This window comes from Edaphobacter paludis (assembly GCF_039993895.1).
Lineage (GTDB): Bacteria > Acidobacteriota > Terriglobia > Terriglobales > Acidobacteriaceae > Edaphobacter > Edaphobacter paludis.
In genome coordinates this window covers 167,526-193,604 of sequence record NZ_CP121194.1, presented here as the reverse complement: position 1 = coordinate 193,604, position 26,079 = coordinate 167,526, and the positions used below count along the sequence as shown (strand labels likewise).

The 26,079-nt window shown below is 57.3% G+C and carries 11 protein-coding genes and 1 riboswitch; of the genes, 7 read left to right on the top strand and 4 right to left on the bottom strand.

What is annotated here, in order from left to right; translation table 11 throughout:
- Positions 1-31: 31 nt before the first annotated feature.
- Positions 32-3,583, bottom strand: a complete 3,552-nt coding sequence (locus P4G45_RS00705) for a TonB-dependent receptor domain-containing protein (protein WP_348267780.1) — start codon at positions 3,581-3,583, stop codon at positions 32-34.
- Positions 3,584-3,964: 381 nt separating this feature from the next.
- Positions 3,965-7,303, bottom strand: a complete 3,339-nt coding sequence (locus P4G45_RS00700; protein WP_348267779.1) for a glycoside hydrolase family 38 C-terminal domain-containing protein — start codon at positions 7,301-7,303, stop codon at positions 3,965-3,967.
- Positions 7,304-7,853: 550 nt separating this feature from the next.
- Here P4G45_RS00700 and P4G45_RS00695 point away from each other — a divergent pair.
- From P4G45_RS00695 to P4G45_RS00675, 5 genes are all read left to right on the top strand, one after another.
- Positions 7,854-10,025 (top strand): elongation factor G, encoded by a 2,172-nt coding sequence (locus tag P4G45_RS00695; protein ID WP_348267778.1) that lies wholly within the window; start codon positions 7,854-7,856, stop codon positions 10,023-10,025.
- 259 nt (positions 10,026-10,284) lie between these two features.
- Positions 10,285-11,550 carry an efflux RND transporter periplasmic adaptor subunit gene (locus tag P4G45_RS00690; protein WP_348267777.1) on the top strand — a complete coding sequence of 422 codons (1,266 nt, stop codon included), beginning with the start codon at positions 10,285-10,287 and terminating at the stop codon, positions 11,548-11,550.
- Positions 11,547-14,864, top strand: coding sequence for an efflux RND transporter permease subunit (locus tag P4G45_RS00685; protein ID WP_348267776.1), 3,318 nt, complete (start codon positions 11,547-11,549; stop codon positions 14,862-14,864). Before P4G45_RS00690 ends, P4G45_RS00685 begins: the two co-directional genes overlap by 4 nt.
- Positions 14,861-17,980 (top strand): efflux RND transporter permease subunit, encoded by a 3,120-nt coding sequence (locus P4G45_RS00680; RefSeq protein ID WP_348267775.1) that lies wholly within the window; start codon positions 14,861-14,863, stop codon positions 17,978-17,980. The genes P4G45_RS00685 and P4G45_RS00680 overlap by 4 nt, the downstream gene beginning before the upstream one ends.
- 23 nt (positions 17,981-18,003) lie before the next feature.
- Positions 18,004-19,536 (top strand): efflux transporter outer membrane subunit, encoded by a 1,533-nt coding sequence (locus tag P4G45_RS00675; protein ID WP_348267774.1) that lies wholly within the window; start codon positions 18,004-18,006, stop codon positions 19,534-19,536.
- Positions 19,537-19,552: 16 nt separating this feature from the next.
- Here P4G45_RS00675 and P4G45_RS00670 read toward each other — a convergent pair whose 3' ends face one another.
- Positions 19,553-20,572 (bottom strand): ribonucleotide-diphosphate reductase subunit beta, encoded by a 1,020-nt coding sequence (locus P4G45_RS00670; protein WP_348267773.1) that lies wholly within the window; start codon positions 20,570-20,572, stop codon positions 19,553-19,555.
- 15 nt (positions 20,573-20,587) lie between these two features.
- Entirely contained in the window at positions 20,588-22,981 is a 2,394-nt protein-coding gene (locus P4G45_RS00665) for a ribonucleoside-diphosphate reductase subunit alpha (RefSeq protein WP_348267772.1), read from the bottom strand.
- 99 nt (positions 22,982-23,080) lie between these two features.
- A riboswitch (cobalamin riboswitch) is annotated at positions 23,081-23,283 on the bottom strand.
- Positions 23,284-23,769: 486 nt separating this feature from the next.
- Between P4G45_RS00665 and P4G45_RS00660 the strand changes: the two genes are divergently transcribed.
- Together P4G45_RS00660 and tdh are read left to right on the top strand one after the other, a co-directional pair.
- On the top strand, positions 23,770-24,942 hold the full coding sequence (locus P4G45_RS00660; protein WP_348267771.1) for a hypothetical protein: 1,173 nt from the start codon (positions 23,770-23,772) through the stop codon (positions 24,940-24,942).
- 92 nt (positions 24,943-25,034) lie between these two features.
- Complete coding sequence (tdh, locus tag P4G45_RS00655) at positions 25,035-26,072, top strand: L-threonine 3-dehydrogenase (RefSeq protein WP_348267770.1); 1,038 nt, start codon at positions 25,035-25,037, stop codon at positions 26,070-26,072.
- Positions 26,073-26,079: the final 7 nt, after the last annotated feature.

Below are 26,079 nucleotides of genomic sequence, written 5' to 3'. Positions count from 1 at the left end.
CGGATGGGCTCCGCCTTTCATGTATCCCAAATTAGAAGTTTAGTCGCATGAGGAACTCAATCTGGCGTCCAGCATCGGCGCTCGACGCTTTGCCAAAGTCCGCGTTCTGAATATTGGCTGCGGGGTCGGAGTTGCCGTTCTTGATAGGAGTCAGGTTGAGCAGGTTGAAGGCGTTGAACATATTCGCCTGGAAGCGCAGGGTTGCGGTGTGGCTGAGAGCTTCAAACTGCACTTCTTTGGCGAGACTGATGTCGACGTCCCGATAGCAGGGGCCAGTAAAGCTGTTGCGGCCGATGCCGGGGGTGTAGACGTAGTTTTGTCCCGGGGGCGGGGTGGGCGCGGTGGTATCGAAGTAATTCTGACCACCTGCCGTGCCGGAGGCTCCGCCGGCGATGGTCCTATCCGGGAAGTTAGAGCCGCTGACGAAGGCGCCATTCGAACAGCTACGACCGATCGGACCGGCGCCGTACAGGATGCCGATTGGGCGAGTGGGCGAAACCGTGGCTGCATTGGGAACGATATTCGATTGCAGGTTGTAGGTTACGGGCGTCCAGGGGAAGCCTGAGTGAGCAGTGATGATGGTGTTTGCCTGCCAGCCGTTCGCGACAGCTTTGACGAGGAAGTTGCTGGAGTGCACTTTGGGCGTCGTATAGAGGGCCGAGATGGTAAATCGGTTGCGCGTGTCGTAGTCGGAAGGGCCATACTCCGACTTGTTGTTCGCCGGATTGGTCTGGTTGGCGTTGGAGTTGGCGCCGTCTCCGTTCGAGACCTGGTCCATATTCTTGGAGAAGGTATAGTTGCCTTCGATCTGGAAGCCATGGCTCAAGGTGCGGGCGACGCGGACGTTCAGGGAGTTGTAAGCCTGCACGGAGTCGGTCGAGGCAAAGTAAGCGGCATAGGTCGGAGAACCGGTGTTGTTATAAAGGAAGTTCTGGTTGACCAGGCGGGGGTTGTGCCGGGCAAGGCTGCCTCCGTAGCCGACGGTCAGGACGATCTTCGAGGGCAATTGAGTTTGTGTCTCAAGCGAATAGAGATAGCTAACTGGATTCCGGATGCGGCCGGAGACGCCATACAACTCGATCTGGGAGCCGTTTTTAGGGAAGCCGTTGGCGTTGACTCCGCCCGCGAATGCCGGGTTTGCAGGATAGCTGTCGGGGGAGATGCTGGTGCCGAGGGAGTACTTGATCTGACCGGCGGCGAAAGGACTGGTGTCCTGGCCGCAGCAGACGTTGAAGGTCGCGGCTCCGGGAGCGTTGTCGATGGCCTGCGTGTTGAACAGGCCGGCATCGAGATGGTTGTAGGCGACGGCGAAGCCGCCACGCAGGACAACGTTGCCGTTATAGATGGACGGGGTCCACGCAAAACCGACCTTCGGCGCGTAGTGACCGTAGTCTGTGTTGTAGAGATCGTGCGTGGGAACAAGCGTCATACCGGAGAGTTCGGAGCCGGCCGGACCGAGTACGGGCTTGCTGATGTTGCCGGTCTTGTTGCTAAGCGGTGTGTAAATCTCATAACGAAAGCCGGTGTTGAGAGTGAGAGTCGGCGTTACCTTCCAGTCGTGCTGGGCGTAGAGCGCGATGTCCTTCGAGCGAAGGTAGAGCTGGGTGTCGGGCGGTCCCCCCGTTACTGTGCTTGCCGTGATGCTCTCGAAGATGGGCGCATCGTTGGCAAAGTTCCAAAGGCCCTGCATGGCATAGACAGGGCGCGTGGTTCCGGCCAGCTTGTCATTGTCTTGCTCGAAACGGACCTCGCCTCCGATCCGCAGCGTATGGGAGCCAAAGGTATGGGTGACCTGATCGCGAACCTCGTAGGTATTTTCGGCAAAGATCGCAGGATTGGTGCTACCTTGCTGGACCCCGAAGTTGAGCGTGTTGGAGAAGGGCATGCCCTGGACATTGATGTAGGGTATGCCGTAGTTGATCGTGCCCGCGCCGTCGCGAAGGGCGTTTTCGGCGAAACGGGTGCCATTGCCGCGTAGCTCATTCAGCCAGCTTGGCGAAAACGTGTGGATATAGATAAGGGTGACGGCGGTATTGAGAGGCTTGAAAGGGACATCGGACTGCGGGCGTGAATCGGCCGCGCCGCTGGTGCCGTAGCTGTCGAGCTTGGTGAGATAGAAGCTGCCGGCGAATTGGTCCTTCGCCGTTGCGTACCAGTCGACCCGACCGTTGAACTGATTTCCCCGAGAATGATTGGGCACCAGAAGCTGCGCATACTCTATATCGGGTATGCCATCCAGGCCGCCGCCGATGTAGGTAGCAGGGTTGGTCGCCGCGGATGGCGTGTACATGCCCAGTTGGGACGCTCCACCTGCCGTGGGAGAGCCGATATCGACTCCACTGCCCGCTGGTTTGCAGTAAGGGCCTCCGGACGCAGTCTGGGGCACCCCATTGACGGGCGTATAAAGACCGGGATTGTTGGCGTAGGCAGAGCAATCCATGGAAAGAAGGTTGACGATGCGCGGGGTAACGCCGGGGGAGGTAACGATGGTGGTGGTGATGCCTCCGGGGCGCTGGGCTGCGACGAGCGATCTGTATTCGGGAGTTTCAATATACTGTGAGATTGTGGTATTCGCACCCAGGCCGAATCCGGAGTAGGAAGCGAATCCGAATAGTTTGTCTTTGATCATGGGGCCGCCGAGAGAGGCATCGTAGGTGCGTTGTTTCGTCTCAACGCGAAGCGGCAGTTGACCGTCGGGGCCACCATACTTGGCGAAGGCGTTAAGGCCGGGCTCGTCGTATAGGAAGTAGAGTGAACCATGCAGATCGTTGGTTCCACTCTTGGTCACAACTTTGATCTGAGCGCCCGAGTTGCGGCCGTCGGCGGCATCGTATGAGGTCGAAAGAACCGTAATCTGGCCGATGGCTTCCTGATTGGGAGTGACTACTGCAGCGCCGCCATGTGTGAGGGAATCTACGGTAACGCCATCGACGCTATAGGTGTTAGCCGCTACTGGCTGGCCATTCGCTGAAATCTGTGTCTGGTTTTCGGTCTGGAAGATGCCGCGCGACGATCCTCCTGGGCCGGCACCGTTCGGCAGATAGACGGCGTTGCCGTTGCCGGCGCGCGCGCCGTCTCCGGTAATGCCGGGAGAGGTCCGCAGCAGCTCATACGGGTTTCCGCCGATGACTGGCAGACGCTGGATCGCTTCGTTAGAGATTGTGCTACCGATGCTTGCGTCTGCGCTTTGGAGTGCGGAGACCTCATTGGCATTGACGGTCACCGTCTCCGAGACATCGCCGGTGCTGAGGGTCACGTTCAAATTCCGCGGTGTCTCTGCCGAAAGTGCGACATCGGCGAATGTAGACGCCTTGAAGCCGCTGGCCGTGACCGCCAGAGTGTAATGTGCCGGAGGCAGTTCATTGAAGTGGTAAACGCCATCGCTGCTGGTCGTCGCCTTCAGCGTTTGATGGGTGGCAGGCTCAGTCAACGTCACGGTCGCATTGGGAATGATGGCGCCTGTCGAATCCTGCACCGTTCCGGAGAGGCTGGCATTGAATTGTCCGTACGCTGGTCTGGCCAGGTACAGGACAAATGCGATGAGCGTGAGGCGAAGAAAGAAGCTGGAATATCTGGTGTTCATGAACTGCCTCCGAAAAAGTCGCTGCGTCTTTGTCTCGGCCATTCTTTGCCGACAGGGTGATGCCTGTTCGGGAATGAGCCGCTTATTCTTTGAACTTGTGTTTATGCGCCTCCGGGTCTCCTTAAGAACAAAGTACGCCGGCGGCTTCGAAATGATTAGGGCATTAGCGGCAGTGGGAGCGCCGAAAGTCGAACACAGACCGACAAGCGATGTGATGCGGAAGGACTGACAGGGTTTGTCCCGGCAAAGATTATTGGCCGCCCTGACGTTGATGACTCGTTGTTATTGATACCAGCCGGGGTTACAGATAGAAGCACCCTTAAACAGTGATGCCGCAGAGTCACTCTGCGGCATCACTGTTTCTATTACTACTCGATCTACCTATTTTTCGTTCTTCGCCTCCGCGCTTTCATGAGGATAGTCCGCGCGGATGGAGAGGATTTCGTAAGGATGGATTGGCACTGTGACCTTATCTCCAGAGATACTCAACGGAGAGCCGACTGGCTTCTCCATCAAGTTGGTCTCTGTCGCCGAGGTCGCGCCCCTGGGTAAGGTGAAGACCACATCGGACTGTTTACCCGCCCACTCGAACACACGGAAGATAAGTCCGTTGTCATCTTCCGCCTTCTTGACGGCGGTCAGAACAACATTCTCCGGCGTTACCGAAATGTACGAATGCTCGCGAGGCAGACTGCCCGTGTGCGACTCGACCTGGCTGGCACGCAGTTTGTAGTTGAACTCGTATCCTGCACGCTCGGTCCGCGCGTTCTTCCACGTTCCGGCATGAGGATAAAGCTCGTAGCTGAAGTGGTGTGGACCACGATCGGCATCAGGATCCGGCGACACAGGAGAGCGCAGCAGCGAGAGCCGCAGCACGTTGTCCTGTCCGTCATATCCATACTTGGTTGCGTTGATCAGGCTGAAGCCATGCTGCTCATCGCCCAGATCAGCCCAGCGTATGGCCGGCACTTCGAAGCGCGCCTTCTCCCAGCTATTGTTGCGCGTGGTTGCCCGTTGGATTGTGCCGTAGGGAATTTCGTACGTCGCCTCTGGCCCGGATGCTGCGAGTGGGAACGCCGCCTTCAACAATACGTGCGTCTCGTGCCAGTCGATATCGTTGCCAACAACGACTGTGTCCGCACCGGCATAGAGCGTGATGTCCTGGACGAACTTCGAACTCTGCCAGGTGCGCGTCACGCGGATCGTTGCGCGCATCGGTCCCTTCTCAATGAGCTGGACGGAGTCCACCTGATCGATGGGAGTGTTGTGGTCGAGCGTGCCTGGATCGATGTTCCACGCGTCGTATTCCTTGGGGGTGTCCTTGAAGGTCTGAAGCTGGTTGCCGCAGCCGCCCTTCGCAATCGTCTCGAAGTTTGACTTCTTATCGAACAGGCTCGTAATGCAGCCATTCGAAGGATCGACAACGACGCGAAGCGCCGCATTCTCCAGCGTCGTTCCGCTGGCTTTCAGGTCGCTGACGAAAGGCCTCGTTTCCGGCACAACGTGCAACACCTCGTAACCCATGGAAGGAACGTCCTTCGCATCGATCAGCAGTTTGTAGGAGTTTGTCTTCGAGTCGCTCGACAACACCTTCGAAGGCAGGACACGATTGTTTGCGTCCAGAACGGAGACGCCATGGGCCGATGCTGCTGGCAACTGGACATCTACTTCGGCGAGGCCGGAACGCTTCCACGCAAGTGGATTGAAGACAAATACAGGGACGCCGCTGACGGTGTGCGTGTCTACCTCAGCCGAGAGCGTATGGAGTGCCTTGGTCGAGACTTCATTTGTCTCCCAGCGAACCTGGTCGTAGTCCTTCTGCGCATCCTTGTAGATGATGCCGATTCCGGAGCCCGCGGCAAGATCGTGGAACTGGTTGAAGGTGATCTTCTCCCACGCGTCGGTAAACCGTGCGTTAGGATAGGAGTCGCCATTGAGCCATGCCAGTGACGCATACTTCTCTGCGTTCAGCGTCCATTCTTCGCTATCACGCATGTTGCGTTTGTGATTCGCCTGGGTGGTAAAGACGCCGCGGTGATACTCGAGATACAGCTCATCCTTCCAAGTCGGGATGTGGATCTTGCCTTCCTCGGGCGTTGGGTAGGTATATCCCTTGGCGATGGACTTGTAGTCCCACGTCGGGGAATCGCCGCCAATCTCCTGCTCGACATGGGTGAAGAAGGGCTGCGCGAGACCATACTTCATGTTCGGCACAATCTTGTCCGACTCCGCCCAATGGTCGCCCTGATCAAGCACCGAACGGGTTGCGCCGCCGCCATGATCACCGACTCCATACAAGTCCATCATCTCGTCGAGACCGGGGGAACGCTTCCGTGCCTGCACGAGATCTTTGGAGAGTCTCACCGGGCCGAGATCGGTGTTGCCATAGCCCTCGGGGAAGTAGGTCAGTACCTTGCTTCCGTCCGGCGCCTCCCACCAGAAGAGCTTGAGCGGAAGCTGGTTGGTATCGTTCCAGGTCATCTTCTGGGTGACGAAGTAGTCGATACCGGAGCGCTTGTAGATCTGCGGAAGCTGCCAGTTGTAACCGAAAGAATCGGGATTCCAGCCGATGCGAACATCGACGCCATACTCTTTCTGGAACCAGCGCTTGCCGAGCAGGATGGAGCGCACCTGCGACTCGCCGTCGGGCATATTCAGGTCAGGCTCAACCCACATGCCGCCGACGACCTCCCATCGGCCTTCCTTGATGCGCTTCTTGATCTCTTCGTTCATCTCAGGATACTTCTCGGCCATCCACTCGTTGTACTGCGCGGCCGACTGAGTGTAGGTGTAGTTCGGATACTCGTTCATTAACTGCAATGCCGAGCCGAAGGTCCGCTTCACCACATCCACGGTCTCAGTGCGGGGCCACAGCCAGGCCGCATCGATGTGAGAGTTGCCGGTGAGATGAAAGGTGGCCTGCTGGAGCATCGGCTTGAGCGGTTCGATCTCGTTCTTCGCTTCCGTCAGGGATGCGTCGAACTTCTTCTGGTTGCCCGAATCAAGCGCCCCCAGATCGACTGAAGTGATGGCATGCTGGAGTGTGGCAAAATCCTTGGTGGCGTCTTTCGAGAGCGAGGGAACGAGCAAAGCGGTAGAGATAAACTCGTCGCGCAGATCCTCTGGATTCGGCCTTGTGGAAGCAAAATCGATCTTCATCGCCGCCCCGCCGAATCTCTTCACGCTGACCGTGGGCAGGAGTTTGACCGCGACAAGGATCTTTTCGCCAGGTTTCGCGTTATCGAACAGAACAATAGGCTCGAGATCGTCGCCGAGAGCGACACGGCGGCCGTTGAAGTAGATGATCTGCGGCATCGAACGGTCGCCGCGAGCATTGAACTTGAACCAGATGCGGGCTCCGGTAAGGTCGTAGCCGTTCAGCGTCTTAGGGATCTCGACGAGTTGGCGGTACCAGACAGCGTCTTTGGTCGCCTCGGTTCCGGGCTTTACAACGGGCCAGCTGCTATCGTCCAGGTCGACTGCTTCGCCATGGGCGACGTTGCCGACGTGGGACCGCCATGAATCCGCGGGCAGGTTGTCAAAGGCGCCGAGGCGTTCGACCACCTGTTGCGACTGTGGAGAGAGCGTTGCCGGAATTTCCGAGCCATGCCTTCGATGCTGAGCACTGGCGGAAGGGCCGAACGGCGTAAGCAATAACGCCGAAGTCAGCAAGACTCCAGCGCAGTTGCTTACAGCATGAAGGCGCGAAAAAGAGGTCATGTACAACTCCTTACTTACTTAATAAATAAACGTGCAACTGCTGAGCTGATACCAGTTCGTATGAGACAGCGGCGCGCTGCCTCTGTTTTCGATTGCTACCTTCGCATTTGTCCTCACTGCTCCGAAGTTGATGCACAAACGGAGGGAGAACGAGATGCGAGTGAGGGCGCCGGAACGATGCATCGATTGCCTCTCTGCATCGCCGTTCCTTTGAACGTTCTGGCAAGCCGATCGTCCTAATTGGTTTTGAAAGCTAGATATGATTGCGCTATCACAACCCCTCATGTTTACTTGCTCTGATATTCGTCTGTCAAATGAAGGTTTTACTGCTCTCTCGCGTTATCGCTTACGAAGCTGAAAATTCCGGTTTTATGGGACAGCGAAAGTTTAGTTCAATTTCGGACTCAGGAGGTAAACAATAGATCATTTCCGGCTGTGATAGCATCCCATTTCCTCGGAAGCAGGCCCTTCAGTGGGGCTGAATCCGGCCGCGGTTTGCCGCTGGAGTGTAGTGTATTGACGGTCCATCAGGTTCAGGAGGGATCTCCAGATGAAGGTTTATTCGGGAAATGATATCCGCAACGTCGCCGTCGTAGGGCACTCCCATAGTGGCAAGACAACCCTCATCTCATCTTTGCTGCATGCAGCAAAGATGACGCCAGTCAAGGGGCGTGTGGAAGATGGCTCTGCCGTGACCGCGTATGACGAAGAAGACGTGGCGCGTCGGACAACCATGGCCAATGCACTGGCCTTCGCCGAGTGGGGCGGCGTGAAGATCAACCTGATCGACACCCCCGGTTTTCATATGTTCGTTCACGAGGCGCGCGCGGCCATGCTGCCCGTCGAAGCTGCGCTCATCGTGGTCAATGCCCAGATCGGAGCGGAGGCTGTGACCGATCGTGTCTGGAGGTATGCGGCCGAGGTCAACTTGCCTCGCATCATCGTCATGAACCAGGTGGACCATCCTAAAGTCGATAGCAGGATCGGGCGGCAGCATATGATCGAACTTCTGCAGCAGAAGTGGGGACGTCAGGTGGTGCCGGTGCAGTTGCCGATTGTCGATCAGCACGGCTTCCACGGTGTCGTAGACCTGGTGACGATGAAGGCATATCTTTATCAACCGGATGGCGATGGCCACGGCGAAGCAGGCAAGATTCCCGAATCCGTCGCCGGGGATGCGAAGGTCGCGCATGAAGCCCTGGTCGAGCTTGTCGCCGAAGGCAAGGACGAACTGATGGAAGAGTTCTTCCACGAAGGCACTATCCCCGAGCATCACCTCATCGCTGCCCTGCATGAGGCTATCCGTGAAGATCGGATCTTTCCCGTGCTTTATGTGAGTGGCCTGAGAAATGTGGGGACGGACCATCTTCTTGATTTCCTGAAGGTCTATGCTCCGGCCCCAATCGAGCGCGAGCCCGTGGCCGCCGGGGGGATCCGCAACTCGAACGCCGGTAACTCCAACGCGGGCAATGGGGAGGCGGCGACTCTGCCTGAGGACGTTCAGGAGGAGATTGTCATGCGGCGCGTCGACGATACGGAGCCCGCGGCCCTCTACGTCTATAAGACGATGACCGATCCTTTCGCAGGCAGGATCTCGTTCTTCAAGGTCGTCAGTGGCATGGTGAAGACAGACGCCACGGTACAGAATTTTACCCGGCAGGAACCCGAACGGCTGGCCCACCTCTCCATCATGCAGGGACGGAAGGCGATCGAAGTACCGGAGTTGCATGCGGGCGATCTCGGGGCGGTCGCCAAGCTGCGGGTTACCCTCACCGGGGACACGTTGGGCGACAAGGCGCACGAGATTTTCATCGAGCCGGTGTCCATGCCAGAGCCCGCGATGACCTACGCCATTGAACCGAAGAGCCGGGCGGACGAGGACAAACTCGCTCCGGCTTTGCACAAACTGATGGAAGAAGACCAGATGGTGCGATTCTTCCGCGATCCGCAGACGAACGAGTTCCTGGTCGCGGGGGCGGGTCAGCCCCATATCGAGGCCATCGTATTCAAGCTGAAGCGCCGCTACCATACCGAGGTAACGCTCAAGGCCCCGAAGGTTCCTTACCGCGAGACCATCCGAGCACGGGCGGAGGCGCAGGGCCGCCACAAGAAACAGACCGGCGGCCACGGCCAGTTTGGCGACTGCAAGATCCGCATGGAGCCGCTTCCACGCGGCAGCGGCATCGTCTTTGTCAACGATATCTTCGGCGGGGCGATTCCACGGCAGTACATACCTGCGGTGGAAAAGGGGATCAACGAGTCGGCGGCCCGCGGCTATCTTGCCGGCTACCCTGTGGTCGATTTCAAAGTGTCGCTCTTCGATGGCAGCTATCACGACGTCGACTCCAGCGAGATGTCGTTCAAGCTGGCCGCTCATGCCGCATTCCGCAAGTGCATGGAGCTGGCAAAACCCGTCCTTCTGGAGCCGGTGATGCATGTCGAGATCGAGGCACCGGACGACTTCGCCGGCGCACTCATCGGTGATCTGAACAGCCGGCGCGGTCGGGTGCAGGGCATGGACAGTGGCGGGGCGGGAACCATCGTGCGCGCCGAAGTCCCAATGGCTGAGATGCTTACCTATGGGACGACGCTCACCTCCATTACCCAGGGCCGCGGCAGCTTTCATATGGAGATGGACCACTACGACGTGGTCCCTCAGCCCGTAGCCGAGAAAATCCTGGCCACGGCGAAGAAACCGGTGCATGACGAGGCAGAAGGGTAGCGAAGATCAGACTGCTTTCGTATCCTCAGCACCGCGGTGTATAAAGTCCAATCTGCGACGTATGTATCTTGAATTGGTTAGAAATGAGCAGAAGTTTAGAGTTGGACATTATTAGGCGGTAACAAGCCTCGTTTATTCTGTTTCTGAGAAAACAAAATGCTTTTGCCCCGGCTGAGTCCAGACAGGGGTACTTAAGCGTCAATATGTAAACGGACTGGCAGCATTCAGCCCGAACCTTCCCGTCTGGCCAGGAGACACATTGTCACCCGATTCACAGGAACACCCCACTATCAGCCCGGACCACCAACTCCCGGCTCCTGCTCCGGATCACCAGAAGCACCAGAAGCACGAGAAGCACCACAAGACCGTCCGGATTATCGTTTGGGTCGTTATCCTTTTGATCTTTGCGATAGGATTCTTCCTGATTATGCGTCGTTCTAACGACCCGGCGAAGCAGCCCTCGCGCCGCGGCGCGGGTGGAACGGCCACTATCACCACTGCTACGGCGCAGAAGGGCGACATTGGCGTTTACCTCGACGCGATCGGCACCATCACGCCGGTTCATATGGCATCGATCACCAGCCAGGTAAACGGAATCGTTACAGCCGTACATTACCAAGAGGGACAGATCGTCCGGCAGGGCGCTCCTTTGATTGACATCGACTCACGCACTTACCGTGCCACACTGCTGCAGGCACAGGGCATTCTGCAGAGGGATGAAAATATCCTCGCCCAGGCAAAGATGGACCTGACCCGCTATCAAGACGCTTGGAACCGTAATGCGATTCCGAAGCAGACACTCGACGATCAGGGAAAAATCGTTCTTCAGGACGAAGGGACTGTTAAAAACGACCAGGGCGCGGTGCAGTTCGACCAGGTCCAGGTTGATTACTGCCACATTACTGCGCCCTTCACCGGCAGGATCGGTCTGCGGCTGGTTGATCCGGGCAACGTCGTGCAGTCTTCAGGCGGGACCACGCTCGCGGTCATCACCCAGATACAGCCCATTACCGCCATCTTCACGATTGCCGAAGACAATCTCGGCCAGGTCCAGCCTCGTCTTCGCCAGCGAACAAAGCTTCCTGTCTATGTCTTCGACCGAACCTCTCTGAATAAAATTGCCACCGGCACGCTGCTTACTCTCGATAACCAGATTGACACAACCACCGGAACCGTCAAGGCGCGCGCCTCTTTCGATAATAAAGACGGCATTCTCTTTCCCAACGAGTTCGTCAACACGCGGTTATTGGTAAACACTCTCCACGGTGTAACCCTGCTTCCCTCCTCCGCCATTCAACATAATGGGCAGCAGGCTTTTGTCTACATTATTCAAGACAATACGGCCCATGTTCGCACAGTGAAGCCGGGCGTGACGGACGAAAACACCACCCAGGTCGAAGGGATTAGCCCTGGTGACGTCGTTGCCGACAGCAGCTTCGAAAAGCTGCAGGAGAACTCCAAGGTCACCATTTCGCATAAACCGCCTGTCGCCGCCAGCACCACCACCGGGAGTGAAGCTCCTTGAGTCCCTCACGCCCGTTTATTCTTCGCCCCGTTGCAACGTCGCTGCTTATGGCGGCAATTATGTTGGTGGGTATCGTTGGTTACACGCAGTTGCCTGTCTCCGCCCTGCCCGAAGTGAACTACCCCACGATTCAGGTCGTCACTTTTTATCCCGGAGCGAGTCCTGAAGTCGTAGCCACTACAGTTACTGCACCGCTCGAACGACAATTCGGCCAGCTACAGGGCCTCAGCCAGATGACCTCCAGCAGCTCCGGAGGCAACTCTGTCATCGTTCTCCAGTTCAGTCTCGATCTCGACATCGACGTTGCGGAAGAGGAGGTGCAGTCAGGCATCAATGCGTCGCAAAGTTTTCTTCCGGCCAACCTGCCTTCACCGCCTATCTACAACAAAACGAATCCCGCAGATGCGCCGATCCTGACGCTTGCTATCACCTCGAAGACGCTGCCGCTCTCGCAGGTCGAGGACCTTATCGACACCCGCTTTGCGCCGAAGATCTCGCAACTCAGCGGGGTCGGCCTGGTCAGCATCAGCGGCGGCCAGAAGCCCGCAGTGCGCATCCAGGTCAATCCCTCGGCACTGTCTTCCTACGGCATCGATCTTGAGGCCCTCCGCACCGCCGTTTCACAAGCCAGCGTCAACGCCGCCAAGGGAAACTTCGATGGTCCGCGTCAGGACTATCAGATCGACGCTAACGACCAGCTTGTCACCAGCGGCGACTATAAGAAGGTCGTCGTCGCCTATCGCAACGGCGCGCCAGTGATGCTCACCGACGTAGCCACCATTGTGGATGGCGTTGAAAACAGCGTTCAGGCCGCGTGGATGAACCAGACACCGGCTGTCATCGTCAACATTCAGCGGCAGCCCGGCGGCAATACGATCAGCGTGGTCAAGAGCATCAAGAAGATCTTGCCGCAACTGCAGGCAGATCTCCCTACGGGCATCCAGATCACTACGCTCACCGATCTGACGACAGGCATCCAGGCCTCCGTCAAGGACGTAGAGTTTGAGCTGCTACTTACCATCGCCCTTGTAGTGATGGTCATTTTCCTCTTTTTGAGGAATCTCTATGCCACCATTATCCCCAGCGTCGCCGTGCCTTTGTCCCTGGTCGGAACCTTTGCGGTCATGTACGCATTGGGCTACAGTCTCGACAACTTATCACTCATGGCGCTCACCATCTCCACCGGCTTCGTCGTGGATGATGCCATCGTCATGATCGAAAATATCTCTCGTTATCTCGAAGCGGGCGACTCACCGATGGAAGCGGCATTCAAGGGTGCCGAGCAGATTGGCTTCACCATCATGTCTTTGACGGTGTCGCTCATCGCTGTCTTGATCCCGCTGCTGTTCATGGGAGACATCGTTGGCCGTCTCTTCCGAGAGTTCGCCGTCACCCTCGCCGTCACCATTATCATCTCCGCGGTGGTCTCGCTAACGCTTACGCCGATGATGGCATCACGCATCCTCAAGCACACTCCGCCCGAGGAACAGGGCCGCTTCTTCAAGTCTTCCGAACGCGTCTTCGAGAGCATGATCGCCTTTTACGGGCGTACGCTCGAGGTCGTTCTTCGCTATCGGACCACCACGCTGCTTGTAGCTCTTGGAACGCTCGTGTTTACGGTCTTGCTTTACATCATCATACCCAAAGGCTTTTTTCCGGTTCAGGATACCGGCGTTATCCAGGCCATCTCGCAGGCCGCGCCGACCATTGGCTCTCAATCGATGGCGACCAAGCAGAAGGCGCTTGCGAAGGTCATTCTTGAGGACCCGGCGGTTCAAAGCGTCTCGTCATTTATTGGTGCTGACGGAACCAATACCACCATTAACAGCGGCAGAATGTCGATCAACCTTAAGCCACTGTCTCAGCGAAGCCTGAGCGCCTCGGATGTCATCCGACGGTTACAGACGAAGCTCAACCAGGTGCAGGGCATCGAGCTCTACATGCAGCCGGTGCAGAACATCACCGTCGATGACCGTGTCAGCCGCACGCAATATCAGTACACACTCGAAGACCCCGACCAAAACGAGTTGAACGAGTGGACAGCCAAATTCGTCAATAAGCTGAAGCAGTTGCCGCAGATTGAAGACGTCGCCACGGACCAGCAAACGGGAGGCCTGGCCATCGATCTCGTCATCGACCGTGCCACCGCATCCCGCCTCGGCATCGCTCCCACCACGATCGACAACACGCTCTACGATGCCTTTGGCCAGCGTCAGATCAACACGATGTACACGCAGCTCAATCAGTATCACGTCATCCTTGAGGCCCAGCCGCAGTTCCAGCTCGACCCCAATATGCTCAGTCATCTATATATCCAGTCCAACGCCGCTGCTGGAACTAGCGGTGCCGGTGGCTCGTCGGCATCAGGCCGCGGATCTACGTCGGCAGGATCAAACGCGCTGACTACCTCCGCGCTCTACACCCCTTCATCAAACACGCTCGCTCCACCTCCCAGTCCGCTCACATCGAGCGCAGACGCCATCAGTCAGGGCGCGGGGTTTGCCGGAGGCACCAGCTCCGCAACCAGCAACGCCGTCCCTTTCAGCGCCTTCTCGCACTTCGAGCGCACGACAGAACCGCTCTCCATCACCCATCAGGGACAGTTTCCGGCAATCACCGTCTCCTTTAATCTTGCTCCGAACGGCTCACTGGGCGGCGCCATCGATTCCATTACCAAAGTGCAGAAAGACATGCACATGCCGGCGAGCCTTCAGGCAGATTTCCAGGGAACAGCCGCGTCCTTCCGCAACTCGCTATCGAATGAACCACTGCTCATTCTCGCCGCGCTCGTCACCGTGTACATTGTGCTTGGCGTCCTCTACGAGAGCTTTATCCATCCCATCACTATTCTTTCCACACTTCCCTCTGCCGGCGTTGGCGCGTTTCTCGCGCTCATCATCTTTCATCAGTCCCTCAGCATCGTCGCGATCATAGGACTGGTTCTACTGATAGGTATTGTTGAGAAGAACGGCATCATGATGGTGGACTTCGCCCTCGAAGCCGAGCGGGAGCGCGGCAAAAATGCCACCGAGGCCATCTACGAGGCGTGCCTACTCCGCTTCCGCCCGATCATGATGACCACGATGGCGGCGCTGCTGGCTGGTGTCCCGCTCGCCTTCGGCTCAGGCGAAGGCTCTGAGCTGCGCAAGCCGCTCGGCATCGCCATGGTGGGCGGCCTGATTCTCAGCCAGGTGCTTACTCTCTACACCACCCCTGTCATCTATATCTTCTTCGATGGCATCGCGACTCGTCTCTCCAGCAAGCGGGGAAGCCCGCATCCGGACAGAGAGCCGCAATCCGCAGGGCAGCCATGAACATTTCAGCTCCCTTCATCCACCGGCCTGTGGCCACGACTCTGCTTACTATCGCTATTGCGGTCGTCGGTGGAATTGCGTTCACTGTACTTCCTGTATCGCCCCTGCCTCAGGTTGATTTTCCTACCATTTCCGTCAACGCAGGTCTCCCGGGAGCCAGCGCGGAGATCATGGCCTCGTCCGTGGCCACACCGCTCGAACGGCAGTTCGGCCATATCGCCGGTGTCACCGAGATGACCTCTTCAAGTAGTCTCGGCTCGACACAGATCACCATCCAGTTCGACTTGAGCCGTAATATCGACGGGGCCGCACGCGATGTCCAGGCGGCCATTAACGCGGCCCGGACGTATCTCCCTGCCAACCTTCCGGGAAATCCCACCTATCGCAAGGTTAACCCGGCGGACGCCGCGATCATGATCCTGACTCTTACGTCCGATAAGTACGATCCGGGCAAAGTCTACGATGAGGCCTCGACAGTCCTTCAACAGAAGCTGTCCCAGATCGAGGGCGTCGGTCAGGTCAATGTTGGCGGCGGAGCGCTTCCTTCCGTTCGCGTCGAGGTCAACCCCACCAAGCTTGCAAGCTATGGCCTCACCATGGCGAATCTTCAGTCGCAGCTCAGCTTACAGAACTCCGCTCTTGCTAAAGGTCAGATCACCGACGGCAATATCACCGCGGACATTCTGGCCAATGATCAGATCTCGAAGGCCGCGGATTACAAGCCCCTCATCGTCGGCTATAAGAATGGTGCAGCCATCCATCTGTCCGACGTCGCGGACGTCATCGACTCCGTGGAGAACATCCGTAACGGCGGATACCTCAACGGCAAACGCGCCATCAACATCATCATCCACCGCCAGCCCGGCGCAAATATCATCGACACTAACGATCGAATCCTGGAATCGATTCCTTCCATGAAGGCTTCGATTCCACAGGGGATCGATATCACCGTCATGCTCGACCGCACCACGACCATCCGGGCTTCGGTCCACGATGTTGAGTGGACGCTGATGCTTTCGATTGTTCTCGTCATCCTGGTCGTCTTCGTCTTTCTTCGCAATGTCCGTTCCACGCTGATCCCCGCTGTTGCCGTCCCCGTCTCTCTCATCGGCACGCTGGCAGTCATGTATCTCTGCGGTTACAGCATCGACAACCTGTCGCTGATGGCACTCACCATCTCTACCGGCTTCGTCGTCGACGACGCCATTGTCGTCATGGAGAACATCACCCGCCATCTTGAAGCCGGAATGGGTGCTTTTGCCGCCACCTTGAAGGGTGCCCAGGAGATCGGCTTCACCGTGATGTCCATCAGCTTCTCGCTCATCGCGGTATTCATTCCGCTGATTCTCATGGGCGGAATCGTTGGCCGCCTCTTTCGTGAATTTGCCATCACTCTCTCTACTGCCATCCTCGTTTCGATGGTCATCTCTCTCACCACTACGCCTACCATGTGCGCGTACATCCTCAAAGACGAGCACAAACAAAAGCATGGCCGCCTCTACCTGGCCAATGAGCGGTTCTTCGAGTGGGTGCTGTCGCTCTATCGCCGCAGCCTCCACTGGGTCCTGGAAAATCCCGGCCTCACCCTGACGGTCCTCTTCCTGACCATCCTTCTCAACGTTGCCATCGTCATCAAAATCCCCAAGGGCTTCTTCCCTCAGCAGGATACCGGCGCAATCGCCGGAGGAATCCAGGGCCCGCAGGACGCATCTTTTCCTGCGATGGACTCCGCCACAAAGCAGGTAGAAGATGTCGTGATGAAAGACCCTGCCGTGCAGACCGTGATCGCATTCACCGGCGGCGGCAACACCGGCTTCGTCTACATCACGCTCAAGCCGCTCGACGTTCGCAAGATTGGCGCTCCCGAAGTGATCAATCGCCTTCGCCCCAAGCTGAATAAACTTACCGGAGCTTCGACTTTTCTCCAGGCCTCACAAGATCTTCGCATCGGCGGGCGCTCCAGCGCGGCACTCTACCAGTACACCCTGCAGGCGGACAACATCGCCGACCTGGCAAAATGGGGCCCGCTCGTCCTTGCCCAGATGAAACACCTGCCTGGCTTGCAGGACGTCAACAGCGATCAGCAGAACGGCGGCCTGGATATCCTGGTGCACTACGATCGCGTCAAGGCTGCAAGTTTAGGCCAGACTGCTCAGTCCCTTGACTCGTCTCTCTACAGCGCCTTCGGTCAATCTGAAGTCTCTGTTATCTACACGCAGCTCAACCAGTACTACGTCGTCCTTGAGGTCGCCCCACAATACTGGCAAAGCCCCGAAGGCCTCAAAAATATCTACCTGCGTTCTGGCCGAAGCACCAACCTGACAGCAACCGCCAACGCACCCATTACCACGATGGCTACGTACCACGCGGACACCATTCCCCTGGATCTGCCCCACACCGGCCTCTTCCCTTCAAACACCATCTCGTTCAATCTCGCGCCCGGCGTCTCGCTCAGCGACGCGACGCTCGCTATCGACCAGATGCAGGAGCGAATGGGGATTCCCTCCACCGTCCACGGCTTCTTCGCCGGTACGCTGCAGGCCTATCAGGATTCTCTCGGCAGTGAGCCGATGCTCGTCCTGACCGCCATCTTCGCGGTCTACATCGTACTCGGCATCCTTTATGAAAGCCTCGTGCATCCCATCACCATTCTCTCGACGCTGCCCTCGGCCAGCGTCGGCGCGATGCTCGCTCTTCTCCTCTTCCACGAGGACCTCAACGTCATCTCCATCATCGGCATCGTCTTGCTGATCGGCATCGTTAAAAAGAACGCCATCATGATGATCGACTTTGCCCTCCAGGCCGAACGCGAACAAGGAATGAATCCTGAGGAAGCTATCTTTGAAGCCTGTATGCTGCGATTCCGCCCCATCCTGATGACTACGACCGCCGCTATGTTCGGAGCTATCCCTCTGGCCTTTGGGACCGGCATGGGCTCCGAGCTTCGCCGCCCACTTGGCATCACGATCGTAGGAGGCCTGCTGGTGAGCCAGCTCCTCACGCTCTACACCACACCCGTTGTCTATCTCACTCTCGATCGCATTCGTCTTCGCATCCAGGGCAGAAAACATGGCGCCTTTCACCCTGCGGCCAGCCCAACCCCTGCAACAGATTAGTACGAGCATTACGGTCTAAAACTATGACTACTCTTCGATTCAAAGCCGCCATCTATCCCGCCATCGCAGCAGCTGTGCTTCTTACCGGCTGTCGCGTCGGCCCGAAATACCACACACCCCCGGCCACAGCGCAGGCCCCGCCGATCTCCTATAAAGAGTCACCAACTCAGTTCAAGGACACCGATGGCTGGAAGGTCGCGGAGCCGCAGGATGCCATGCTCCACGGCAAATGGTGGGAGATCTACAACGATCCCGAACTAAACGCGCTCGAAGACCAGCTCAACATCAACAACCAGAACATCAAAGTCTACTTTCAGAATTTCATGGCAGCTCGCGCCATCGTCCGCGAGGCCCATGCGCAACTCTTCCCCACCGCGAGTCTCGGGCCGTCCTACCAGCGTTCCCGCTCCTCGGCCAATCTGAAGAACTCTACAGGAACAAACGGCTCCTCCGTAAACGCCGGATCGCAAAGCACCCTCACCTCTCTGCCCTTCGACGTCTCCTGGGAACCTGATCTCTGGGGCCGCATCCGCAACACCGTCAGCGAATATCAGTTCCAGGCACAACTGAGCGCCGCCGACCTCGAGAACGAGCGCCTCACCGAGCAGGCCAACCTCGCGCTCTTCTTCTTCCAGCTCCGCGGTCAGGACGCTCTGCAAGAGCTCTATACAGCCACCATCGCAGCCGACCAAAAGGCACTGGACTACAACCGCGCTCGCTACGAGACGGGAATCGGAGACCAGCTCCTTGTAGTCGAAGCGCAAAACACCCTCCAGAATGCCGAATCCCTGGCTGTCAACATTGGCGTCCTTCGCGCGCAGTATGAGCACGCCATCGCAGTCCTCATCGGCGCAAACCCATCCAGCTTTTCTGTCACCATCAAAGCGCTCAAAACCAAACCGCCCGCCATCCCAATTGGTATGCCGTCGCAACTTCTCGAACGCCGCCCCGACATCGCTGCCTCCGAGCGCGCTATGGCTTCGGCCAACGCGCAGATCGGCATCGCCGACGCCGCCTTCTATCCCAACCTTGTCCTCAGTGCCTCTGGCGGCTTTGAAAGCTCAACCTTCAAACATTTCTTCGATTGGCCCAGCCGCTTCTGGTCGATTGGCCCATCGCTCTCCGAGACCCTCTACGATGCCGGACTGCGCCGCGCCACCGTCCAGCAATACACGGCCACTTACAACGCCGATGTGGCCACCTATCGCGAGACTGTTCTCACTGCCTTCCAGCAGGTCGAAGACTCCCTCGCCTCTGTCCGCATCCTCTCGCAACAAATTCTCAAGCAGCAGGAAGCCGAGCAGTCCGCCGAACAATTCGTCACGCTCGAAACCGCAAAATACCAGACTGGCATCGATCCCTATATCAACGTGGTCACAGCGCAGACCACGTTGCTCAACGATCAGCAGACACTGACCACACTGCGCACTCAGGCAATGACCTCCTCAGTGCAATTGATCCAGGCGCTCGGTGGAGGATGGGACAGAACACAGCTCCCCACGCCGTCCCAGGTCTCCGCAAAGCCCAGCCCTGCAGACACCGCTATCCAGAGATAGCGGTGTCTGCTGCAAACTAGAAGTCATCGTGGAAGGCGACTTCACCGGCGACCGCAACCTGATACGCAGAGACCCGGCGCTCGAAGAAGTTTGCCAGCTCCTGCACGTCCTGCAGCTCCATAAACGCGAACGGATTCTTCGAACCGAAGATCGGCTTCATCCCCAACCGCACGACGCGGGAGTCCGCCACATACTCCAGATACTGCCGCATCTCGCGCACCGACAGACCCGCAACGCCGCCGGATAGCAAGTCTTCGGCAAACTGCAACTCGCACTCCACCGCATCCTTCATCATTATCACCACGTCTGCCTCCAGCGCCGCATCAAACAGCTCCGGGTGCTGAGTCCGCACGACGTTCACTACTTCGAACGCAAACTCCAGATGACAGCTCTCATCACGAAATACCCAGTTCGTTCCCGCGGCGAGTCCATTGAGCAATCCACGGGACCGCAGAAAATACACATAAGCAAACGCCGCAAAGAAGAACAGGCCTTCGATGCATCCGGCAAAACATATCAGGTTGAGCACAAACTGCTTCTGCTCCTCCGGCGTGCGCAGCTCGTCTAGCTTCTGGATCGAATCCATCCATCGCATGCAGAACTGCGCCTTCTTCGTGATTGAAGGAATGTTCTCGACAGCCGCAAATGCAGCCGCCCGCGCGTCCGGGTCGGGAACATAGTTGTCCAGCAACGTGAGATAAAACTGAACATGCACGGCCTCTTCGTACAGTTGTCGCGACAGATACAGCCGCGCCTCCGGTGAGTTGATGTGCTTGTAAAGATTCAGGACAAGGTTGTTGGAAACAATCGAATCTCCCGTCGCAAAGAACGCAACAAGCCGCTGAATCAGATGAATCTCCGCGGGAGTTAGTCGCGAACGCAGGTCGACAAGATCAGTCGAAAAGTCGACCTCTTCCACTGTCCACGTATTTTTTATTCCATCCTTGAACATCTCAAAGAAGATCGGATACTGCATTGGCCGCAGCGTAAGTGACAAGCCGGGATCGAGAATGGAACTGGGTGCTTTCGTTGACATAGTTATTTTTCGCCTTTACTGGCAAGCCTCACAGGACTCGGGGTTATCGAGCGAGCAGCTTATTGCGCTCGCCGTCGCTTGTAGGTCCACGCGGTTACCAACGGCAACCGTAGTCTTTGCAATCTTCGTGGCCGGCCGGGAACGCAGATAGTATGTCGTCTTGATGCCGCGCTTCCACGCATACATATACATCGAGCTCAGCCGCCCAATGTTCGGCGACTCCGCAAAGAGATTCAGCGATTGGCTCTGGTCGATGTAAGCGCCTCGCTCCGCCGCCATATCGATCAGCGCTCGCATTGGCATCTCCCATACAGTGCGATAGATCAGCTTCAACTCCTCGGGAATCTCAGCAATCTTCTGAATCGAGCCCTCGGCCATCTTGATCCGCGAGCGAACCTCTTCCGACCATAGCCCGAGCTGCTGCAACTCGGTCACGAGGTATTTGTTGATCTGCATGAACTCGCCCGAGAGCGTCTCACGCTTGAAGATGTTGGAGATCTGCGGTTCGATGCACTCGTAGCATCCAACAATGGAAGCAATCGTCGCCGTAGGCGCAATGGCAATCAGCAGCGAGTTGCGCAGCCCAACTGTCTTCATCCGCTCGCGCAACAGCTCCCACCGCTCTTTCTCCGCCGGCATGACGTCCCATAACTCAAATTGGAACTTGCCCTTCGCCGCCCGCGTCTCATGGAATGCGGCGTGAGGCCCATGCTGCTCTGCCAGATCGCACGAGGCGCTCAGCGCATGAAAATAAATCTCCTCCTGAATCTTCGCCGAGAGCATCCGCGCCTCCGGCGAATCGAAGGGAATGCGCAGTTGAAAGAACACATCCTGCAACCCCATCACGCCAAGCCCCACTGGCCTCCAGCGGCTATTCGCCACGGCGGCCTGTGTCACGGGATAGTAGTTGATGTCGATGACGCGATCGAGCATCGGCACTGCATGGCGCACTGTCGCCGCGAGCTTCTCAAAATCGAACGCACCATCAGTCAGATGACGCGCAAGATTCACCGAGCCAAGATTGCACACCGCCGTCTCCTCTGAAGATGTCACCTCCGTAATCTCCGTGCAGAGATTCGAGAGATGAACGACATTACCCGCGGCACCCGTCTGGTTGCACTTGATGTTGCAGGCATCCTTGAAGACCATCCATCCATTGCCGGTCTCGGCCAGCGTACGCATCATGCGCGCGTAGAGATCGCGGGCCTTCACCTGCCGCCGATAAAGCTGTTTTTCCTCAGCTTCCACATAGGCTTTGTCGAACTCTTCGCCATAGAGGTCCATCAGATGTGGAACATCCTTCGGATCGAACAGCGACCACATGCCGTCCTCATCAGAGCGGCGCATGAACAGGTCCGGAATCCAGTTCGCGAGATTCAGGTTGTACGTCCGCCGCGCGGCATCGCCAGTGTTGTCGCGCATCTCCAGAAACGATTCGACGTCCGCATGCCACGGCTCCAGATATACGCAGCACGCGCCCTTGCGCTTGCCGCCCTGATTCACCGCAGCCACCGAAGAATCCAGTGTCCGCAGCCACGGCACAATGCCGTTCGAGATGCCGTTCGTCGCTCGAATCAGCGAGCCCTCCGCGCGCACGCGATGAAATGCAAGTCCGATGCCGCCCGAGAACTTCGACAGCAGTGCGACCTGCTTATACGTGTCATAGATCGCGTCCAGCGAGTCTGCCGGCGAATCCAGCAGATAGCAGGACGACATCTGCGAGTGCTTCGTCCCACTGTTGAACAGGGTCGGTGAGCTCGGCATATAGTCATGCGAAGCCAGCAGCTTGTAGAACTCAATCGCCTCGTTCACCCGCACTGAGAGTCCCGCTGAAACCCGCATGAAGAAATGCTGCGGCGTCTCAATCACCTGCCGTGTGATCGGATGCCGTAGCAGGTAGCGGTCATACACCGTTCGCAGTCCAAAGTATTCGAAGCGGTCCGAAAAGCGATCATCAATAGCGCTGTTCAACTTCCGCACATTAGCGCCCACAAACTCCGCCGCGTCCTTCGAGATCACACCCTCGCGATGGCCCACCTCAATGGACTGCGAGAACGAATAAATATTCTGCCCGCTCACTTCCTTCGAGATGGTCACCAGCAAGAGCCGCGCAGCCAGCTTCGAGTACTCCGGCTCCTCGGCAATCAGTGCCGCCGCAGTCTGAATCGAAATGGAATCGAGCTCACGCGTCGAAGCCCCATCGAACAATCCGCCGATGGTTTTACTTGCCACCCGTATCGGATCGACATGCGGAAGTCCATGGCAGCACCGCTCCACCGCCCGGACAATCTTATTGACGTCCACCGGCTCCAACGCGCCACTGCGCTTGCGGACCTGCATCTGAGGAACAACATCAGCAGCAGGAAATTGAGGATCGAGGTCGGAGAGCGTCGTCTGTAGAGTAGCCATGGGGAGGGTCCTTTCGCTCCGGGAAGACACAGATGGAAGGACCGCCGAGACAAACGCCGATCACCCCATCCTCCCCTCGGAGGTGCGTGAAATTTGCGCCATATCGGCACATCTCGCGGCAGGTCTTCGGACTTGCAGGCCGCCTACTGATCCCAGCTTCCCAGCCTGTCATTGAAGACCAGACCAGTGCTTTTTTACGGGATGTTCGTTCCTGCTTACCGCTGCGGGGCAGTTCCGGATTCTCACCGGATTCCCTATTAAACCCAATCTTGCAATTGGGTACCGTGAAGTAAAGCGACTATATCAAGCGCTATATTTCACGTCAACCGCGATATGTAGGGGTTGCTGTGTAAATCCAAATTCCTCTTGCTAATCGGCTCCCATTCGGCCTTATAACTCTGCTAACGACGCCTGCGTTTGGAATTTACTACGAAAGCCCGGCATGTGTCGGATAACGTATCAGTTGAACCGTCACTCGAGAATAAGACACCTTCCCACAAACCGACTTGTGAGGACTTATCCTCGCCCGCTGTAGCCGCGTCCTTCATCGTAGTCTGTGGCTCTCTAGCACCGTCTGTTTGACTGGCGTAAGATTTGCAGAGTCGTCAAGCTCGCCTCGGAGAAATCGTCTGAAACAAACTCCATCCGCTGACTACCCTGAGACAACCAACACAAAGCAGACTGCATGGCCGACGTGGAGTTTCCAGCAGCGAGTACTGTTTCGCTTTGCATTCTGTCTGCTTGTGCTGACATCCCTTTTTGAAAGTCATGGGGTACTGTTTGGAGCTGTGCCTGTTGTTGGGCGCTCCGCTGGCGAATGGCTGCGCACGCCCATCGATGACCTGACCATCTGGTTAGGTGTGCATCTTTTCCACCTGACCGGGCGAGCAGCAACAGTACACGATGCAACTGGCGATAGAGCATTGGCGTGGGTTGCAATGCTGTTGATCCTGCTTACGAGCGCAATTGCTGCGGCCGCGTGGAGCGTTTTTGATCGAAAGCGAGTACAGTATGCGGACCTTCTGTTGTGGTTTCGGCTGGGGTTAAGCGTGACGCTGGGATTAGCACTGCTGCCCTACGCCTTCATCAAGATATTTCCATTGCAGTTCCCTTCGCCTCCACTGGCGTTGCTGAATGAACCGGTCGGGAATGCTTCGCCGACCCTCCTCTTCTGGAGTCTGTATGGTCTGCACCCGGCCTTTGAAATGTTGCTGGGCTGGGTGGAAGTGCTGACGGCCGTGTTGCTGCTGTTCCGGCGCACTGCCTTTCCCGGCGCCCTGCTTGCGCTGGGTGTAACGGCAAACATCGCGCTGCTGGACACAGTCTTTGATGTACCTGTGAAGCTCTGGTCTTTCACGCTGGTCGTGATGTCTCTTGTGCTGTTAATCCCCGAGGCGAAGTGGCTTGGCTCGTTCTTCTTCAGCCGCGATGCCGTGCCGCAACGACCACAGTGGGCTCCGCAACCCCGGACCGCACGCGCGCGCCGGGCAGCGCTCCTTGCCGAAGTGCTCCTCGTGCTGGTGGCTTGCAGTAGTTATGCCTGGGGAACCTGGACCGTATATCGTATGAAGCTCGAGGCTTTGCGTGATCCTTCGATGTTCACTGGAGAATGGCGGATACAAGGGCAAAGCGGAATTAAAGGTGGTGACGGTCAGGCGATCACAACGGTGTTCTTCGATCCAAATTCGGACATGATGCTGCAGGATGCGCGGGGAACGATGTGGCGATCGCGTTCCGTATACGACAGCAAGACACATGTCCTACGTGTGCTGTATGAAGCGGGCGGCTTCATGATCTTCGTTGTGGATCAGAGCGATGCTAGCGACCTGCTACTGATCCCGAAGGGGCCGACTGCGGCTCAGATGGGAACGGTTACGCTTAAGCGGGTGTTCTTGCCCCGAACCTACCCGCTCCTTCAGAGGCATTTCCATTGGGTAAACGAATTCGAGCCTTTGCACTGAATCGGGTACGGCAATTCGAAAACTGACCCATTGCAAGCCCATCTAAAGATGCGTCCTATCGAAGAAAGTGTTCCACTGGTGATGGAGATCAAATGAAGGCACTCGTCAAAGCGCACGCAAAATCCGGCCTGTGGTTGCAGGATGTTCCTGAGCCAGCCATTGGCATCAACGATGTTCTCATCCGTGTTCGCTACACCGGAATCTGCGGAACCGACGTTCATATCTACAACTGGGACGAGTGGGCCCAGCGTACCATTCCTGTGCCCATGACCATCGGCCACGAGTTCGTCGGCGAGATCGTCGAGGTCGGCTCCAACGTGAACGACTTTAATCCCGGCGACATCGTCAGCGGCGAAGGCCACGTCGTCTGCGGGCGATGCAGAAATTGTCTTGCAGGCAGAAGGCATCTCTGCGCCGCCACCTCCGGAGTCGGCGTGAACCGCCCCGGAGCCTTCGCGGAGTTCATCGCTCTGCCCATGACGAATATCTGGCGACATCACCCCGACATCAATCAGGAAGTCGCCGCCATCTTCGATCCCTTCGGCAACGCCGTCCATACGGCGCTCTCCTTCGATGTGCTCGCTGAAGATGTTCTCATCACCGGCGCAGGTCCTATCGGCATCATGTGTATCCCGGTTGTCCGCCATGCCGGTGCGCGACATGTGGTCATCACCGATCCCAATCCGTATCGCCTCGAACTGGCGCGAAAGATGGGCGCTACGCTTGCCGTCAATCCAATGGAGACGCCAATAGCCGAGGTGCAGAAGCAGCTTGGCCTTCAGGAAGGCTTCGATGTGGGCCTCGAGATGTCCGGCAACGCTGCTGCTCTTCGCGAGATGATCTCAAACATGAGTCACGGCGGCAAGATTGCGATTCTCGGCATACCCTCGCAGGAGATGCCGCTTGATCTCAGGCAGGTCGTCTTCAACATGCTCACGATCAAAGGAATCTATGGACGCGAGATGTATGAGACCTGGTACAAGATGAGTGTCCTCATCGAATCAGGTGTGGATATCACACCGATCATCACGCATCGCTATTCTTACTCCGACTTCGAGCAGGGCTTTCAGGCCATGATGTCGGGGATGACGGGCAAGGTGATTCTGGATTGGACCAGCCTTATCTCCTGATGCGGCT

Bases quoted from the DNA above. Each gene is read 5' to 3' on its own strand.
- P4G45_RS00705 (WP_348267780.1), bottom strand. From the start codon at position 3,583: ATGAACACCAGATATTCCAGCTTCTTTCTTCGCCTCACGCTCATCGCA.
- P4G45_RS00700 (WP_348267779.1), bottom strand. From the start codon at position 7,303: ATGACCTCTTTTTCGCGCCTTCATGCTGTAAGCAACTGCGCTGGAGTC.
- P4G45_RS00695 (WP_348267778.1), top strand. From the start codon at position 7,854: ATGAAGGTTTATTCGGGAAATGATATCCGCAACGTCGCCGTCGTAGGG.
- P4G45_RS00680 (WP_348267775.1), top strand. From the start codon at position 14,861: ATGAACATTTCAGCTCCCTTCATCCACCGGCCTGTGGCCACGACTCTG.
- P4G45_RS00675 (WP_348267774.1), top strand. From the start codon at position 18,004: ATGACTACTCTTCGATTCAAAGCCGCCATCTATCCCGCCATCGCAGCA.
- P4G45_RS00670 (WP_348267773.1), bottom strand. From the start codon at position 20,572: ATGTCAACGAAAGCACCCAGTTCCATTCTCGATCCCGGCTTGTCACTT.
- P4G45_RS00665 (WP_348267772.1), bottom strand. From the start codon at position 22,981: ATGGCTACTCTACAGACGACGCTCTCCGACCTCGATCCTCAATTTCCT.
- tdh (WP_348267770.1), top strand. From the start codon at position 25,035: ATGAAGGCACTCGTCAAAGCGCACGCAAAATCCGGCCTGTGGTTGCAG.